Raw genomic sequence first — 2,645 nt, forward strand, 5'->3', positions numbered from 1 at the left:
CATCATTCATCGCCAGCGCGTCATAGACACATCGCCTGTCACGCATCACCCTGGCGTGCATCAGGCTGCGATGGTCTTCTTCAAACTCACCGCGCAGCATCGGCGCCAGCGCGGCTGCGTAACCGCCCAGCGGGATGTCGGTGATGAACCCCAGTCGCCCCTGGTTGATGCCGATCAAGGGCACACCAAACCTGGCGAGTTGGCGGCCAATGCCCAGCATGGTGCCGTCGCCGCCGACCACCAAGCCAAGATCACATTTCGCGCCGATGGCGTCGACATCCAGTACCGGGTAGCCGGAAATGCCCATGTTGTGCGCGGTGTCGTGCTCAAAAACCACCTCGCAACCCTGCACACCCAAAAAATGGGCAATGTCTTCCAGCACCCGACGCGAGGACGCGCCTGATGCGCCCGATGCCACGGTCTGGTATTTACCTATCAGCGCCACGTGCCGGAATTTTGATTTCATTGGCAAATTACATCACTAAAATGCCCCCATGCTCGATGACCGTGCCAAGTTGTTATTGAAAGCGCTGGTTGAGCGCTATATCGCCGATGGGCAACCAGTGGGTTCGCGCACGCTCTCGAAAGCCTCGGGGCTGGAACTGTCACCTGCCACCATCCGCAATGTGATGTCTGATCTGGAAGATTTGGGCTTGATTGTCAGTCCGCACACCTCGGCCGGACGTATTCCGACGGCGCGCGGCTACCGCCTGTTTGTCGACACCATGCTGACGGTGCGCCAGGAGCAGTTCGCGGCCCACGTTCTGGCGCCCGACCAGCCGCAAAAGGTGATTTCCAACGCCGCCAACCTGCTGTCGAGCCTGTCCCAGTTTGTCGGCGTGGTCATCGCGCCGCGCCGCTCCTCCGTGTTTCGCCACATTGAATTTTTGCGCTTGTCCGAGCGGCGCTTGCTGGTCATCATCGTCTCGCCCGAGGGTGACGTGCAAAACCGGGTGATTTTTACCGAGACGGACTATTCTCAGGCGCAACTGGTTGAAGCCGCCAACTACCTGAACAGCCATTACGTCGGGCTGGCCATAGAGCAGGTTCGCGAGCGATTGAAAAACGAGGTGGAATCACTTCGCTCGGAAATTGCCAGCCTGATGCAGGCGGCCGTGGCGGTCAGTTCCGAGGCCATGTCGGAAACGCAGGACGAAGTGGTTATTTCGGGCGAGCGAAACCTGCTGGCAGTGACTGATTTTTCCAATGACATGGGCCACCTGCGCCGCGCATTTGATCTGTTTGAACAAAAAGCGCAGCTCATGCGTTTGCTCGATATTGCCGGTCAGGCCGAGGGGGTGCGCATCTTCATCGGTGGCGAAAGCCAGGTGGTCCCCTTCGAGGATCTGTCCATCGTCAGCGCACCGTACGAAGTGGACGGCCAGGTCGTCGGCACCCTGGGCGTCATTGGGCCAACACGCATGGCCTACGACCGCATGATCCAGATTGTGGACATTACGTCGAAATTGGTCAGCAACGCCCTGAGCTACCACAAGTAGGCCCTTACAATCTGCGCTTCGGGCCTCTAGCTCATGTTGGTTAGAGCAGCGGACTTAAAGTGGTTTTTTCCTCAGCCTCAGTTACTGAGAGTGGAATAAACAGATTGGGTTGCCTTGGCGCAAGTTAACTCTGCCCCTTGGTAGAACTGCTCAAAGTCGGGGAAACCTCTGGTGAACAATGACCGTGGCAATCCCGAGCGAAGCTCTTCTTTGGGAGAGAACGTGTAGAGACTGTACGGGCAGGTCGTAAAGACAAGAGACAGTCCAGACCACAAACCCGAAAGGGGCGACGAAAGTCGTAGTTGGTAAGCATAATCCGTTGGTGCCGTGTTCGACTCACGGGAGGCCCACCAAAAACAGCGCCGCAGTGTGCTTCCACACTGCGGCGTTCTTGCGTCAGGCCTCGGTGAACAAAAGAGCCATCCGCACGGCGACCTGAGCAGAGAATTTATGACAAATTTGGCTGCAGCCCCCGTTAAATATACGTATATAGCTATCTTTTTTGTAGCAAATCTGCAATCGCGCGCGGATAAATGAGGTGCTCCTGGGTGAGCACACGGCCCGCCAGCCTGTCTGCCGTGTCACCCGGCAGCACCGGCACCGCGGCTTGCGCCAGGATCGGGCCGTGATCGAGTTCCGCGGTGACCAGATGCACGGTGGCCCCGACTACCTTGCAGCCCGCATCCAGCGCGCGCTGATAAGTGTGCAAGCCCGCAAAGGCCGGTAGCAGCGACGGGTGGATGTTGAGCAGCCGCCCAGCGTAGCGCCCCACAAATGCGGGCGTGAGAATGCGCATAAAGCCCGCCAGAACCACCAGCGTGGGCTGCTCTGGCGCGTCAAAGCGGTCAATGATTTGGACCAACGCGGCGTCAAACGCCTCACGCGAAGCAAAAGCCTGGTGCTCCAGCACCTCGGTGGCAATACCGTGTTCACGCGCAAAAACCAGTCCTCCGGCCGATGCCTTGTTGCTGATAACGGCCGCCACCCGGGCTCCAAATTTATCCTGCCAACCCTCGCGTTGCGCTGTCTTTACGATGGCGGCCATGTTGGAGCCGCTGCCTGAGATCAAAATAACGATGTTTTTCATATCGGCCCGAATTATGACCTTGACCCCTTCCCCCTTGATCACCCCCCTCGCCCCCTCAA

3 protein-coding genes are annotated in these 2,645 nt (G+C 58.3%); 1 reads left to right on the forward strand and 2 read right to left on the reverse strand.

Features of this window, described 5'->3' with window-relative positions; translation table 11 throughout:
• A partial coding sequence (locus PHS32_RS24140) for an NAD(+)/NADH kinase (protein WP_301082178.1) occupies nt 1-466 on the reverse strand: 466 nt, incomplete at its 3' end.
• Nucleotides 467-494: 28 nt separating this feature from the next.
• Between PHS32_RS24140 and hrcA the strand changes: the two genes are divergently transcribed.
• On the forward strand, nt 495-1,499 hold the full coding sequence (gene hrcA / locus PHS32_RS24145; RefSeq protein WP_301082186.1) for a heat-inducible transcriptional repressor HrcA: 1,005 nt from the start codon (nt 495-497) through the stop codon (nt 1,497-1,499).
• Nucleotides 1,500-1,992: 493 nt separating this feature from the next.
• Here hrcA and purN read toward each other — a convergent pair whose 3' ends face one another.
• On the reverse strand, nt 1,993-2,586 hold the full coding sequence (purN, locus tag PHS32_RS24150) for a phosphoribosylglycinamide formyltransferase (protein WP_301082190.1): 594 nt from the start codon (nt 2,584-2,586) through the stop codon (nt 1,993-1,995).
• Between the last annotated feature and the right edge of the window lie 59 nt (nt 2,587-2,645).

The organism is Rhodoferax sp. (assembly GCF_028714215.1).
Taxonomy (GTDB): domain Bacteria; phylum Pseudomonadota; class Gammaproteobacteria; order Burkholderiales; family Burkholderiaceae_C; genus Rhodoferax.